The sequence below is a fragment of the Streptomyces ossamyceticus genome (assembly GCF_001418475.1).
Taxonomy (GTDB): domain Bacteria; phylum Actinomycetota; class Actinomycetes; order Streptomycetales; family Streptomycetaceae; genus Streptomyces; species Streptomyces ossamyceticus.
This window is the reverse complement of the sequence record NZ_LIQX01000420.1, coordinates 1-1,615: the sequence shown is the minus strand read 5'-3', so window position 1 is coordinate 1,615 and position 1,615 is coordinate 1. Positions and strand designations below refer to the sequence as shown.

The 1,615-nt window shown below is 74.0% G+C and carries 2 protein-coding genes; one reads left to right on the top strand and one right to left on the bottom strand.

The genetic code is table 11. The features are described from left to right. Positions 1 to 129: 129 nt before the first annotated feature. Positions 130 to 405, top strand: coding sequence for a DUF1876 domain-containing protein (locus AOK15_RS27870; protein ID WP_055521112.1), 276 nt, complete (start codon positions 130 to 132; stop codon positions 403 to 405). A 461-nt stretch (positions 406 to 866) separates the two neighbouring features. On the opposite strand, the gene AOK15_RS27865 is transcribed toward AOK15_RS27870, so the two are convergent. After that, the coding region (locus AOK15_RS27865) for a serine hydrolase domain-containing protein (protein WP_157870388.1) at positions 867 to 1,615 on the bottom strand (749 nt) is incomplete at its 5' end.

Genomic DNA, 1,615 nt, shown 5'->3' with positions numbered 1-1,615 from the left:
GGGTTGATGCTGCGCGCCGGATAGGGGCCTGACGGGGCGGGCGGGGCCGCGGGGCGGGGCTCGGCCAGGCCGTGCGTCGGCGGGCCCGGAGGAGCACTCTGGAAACAGCGGTTTCCGGAGGTGATCGTCATGATGCACACCGCTGTGGGATGGCACATCGAGCTGGAGTTCCAGGAGGACGAACAGAAGACGCGGGCGGCGGCGCTCGTACGGCTGCCCGACGGCAAGGAGGTCCGGGCCAACGGGTACGCGAGCCGCCACCACACCGACTCCAATCAGCCACGGGTCGGCGAGGAGATAGCGGGCGCGCGGGCCCTGAACGAGCTGGCCATGAAACTCCTCACCAAGGCGCACGACGAGATAGACGAGGCGTCGGGCAGGACGTCCCACCCCATAGCCCTCTGATCCGAGAGCTCTCTGATCCGAGAGGTGACCTGTCCGCGTGACCTGTCCGCGTGACGTGTCCGCGTGACGTGTCCGCGTGACCTGTCCGCGTGACCGGGCGGCTGACCGCGGCCCCGCGCGGCCGTGGGCGGCCGTCCGCTGTGCCCGGTGGGGCCGCCGAGCGGTCCGGCCGTGGACGGGGTGCCAAGCGACTGTGGACTGGGTGCGAACGACAGCGCGGGAGATGTCGCGCATGCTGGGATCGCCGCTCACGGAGGGCGGCCGTCCGGTTCATCGGAGCGCGCCAGGGCATTCTGCGGGGGAGTTCTGGGGCGTCTTCGCTGTCCGGGCGGCCGCCCCTTCGCTCTGCTGGGTTTGGCCGGGGCGCCTTATGGCTCGGGGGTGCCGGTTCATTGGCGGCCGCCCGGTCCGTCGTGGCTTGTCGCGCAGTTCCCCGCGCCCCTGGCAGGGCTTCGCGCGCCCTACAGCGACAGCGCGGACCTCAGTGCCTTCACCAAGGACTGGGCCCTCGGGTCCGCTGTGACCGTCTTGCGGTAGCCGTTGGTGACGTAGGCGAAGGCCGTGGCCGTGTCCGGGTCGGCGAAGCCGAGGGGGCCGCCTCGGCCGGGGTGGCCGAAGGAGCCGGGGCCGAGGAGCGGGGACGCGGTGCCGTGCAGCATGTAGCCGAGGCCGAAGCGGGTGTTGATGACGAGGGTGCGGTCGGGGCCGGCCGACTCCTCCGCGCGCGCCGCCTCCATCGTGGCCGGGGCGAGCAGCCGTACGCCGTCGACCTCGCCGATCAGCGCGGCGTAGAAGCGGGCCAGGGCGCCCGCCGTGGCGATGCCGTTGGTGGCGGGCAGCGCCGTCGCGCGGTACGCGGGGTCGTTCTGGTCGGGGAACGGGGTGATCGCGGCGAAGGCGCGCCGGGTGAGGGAGTCGGGGTCGTCGTAGGCGGCGGTGACGGACCGCTTCGCGCGCACGCGCAGTCCCCCGGTGGGTTCGGGTGCCGACGGCAGCCGTCCGGCGCGGCCCACCCGGCCCTCGGCCGCCACCGAGTCGGGCAGACCGAGCCAGAGGTCGAGGCCGAGGGGCGCCGCGATCTCCGACGCGATCCACTCGCCGGCGCCCCGGCCCGTCACGCGCCGGACCAGCTCGTCGAGGAGCCAGCCGTACGTCAGGGGGTGGTAGCCGTGGGCGGTGCCGGGCTCCCAGGCGGGGGCCTGCGCGGCGA

Excerpts from the sequence above, each read along its gene's own strand:
- AOK15_RS27870 (WP_055521112.1), top strand. The coding sequence starts at position 130 with ATGATGCACACCGCTGTGGGATGGCACATCGAGCTGGAGTTCCAGGAG.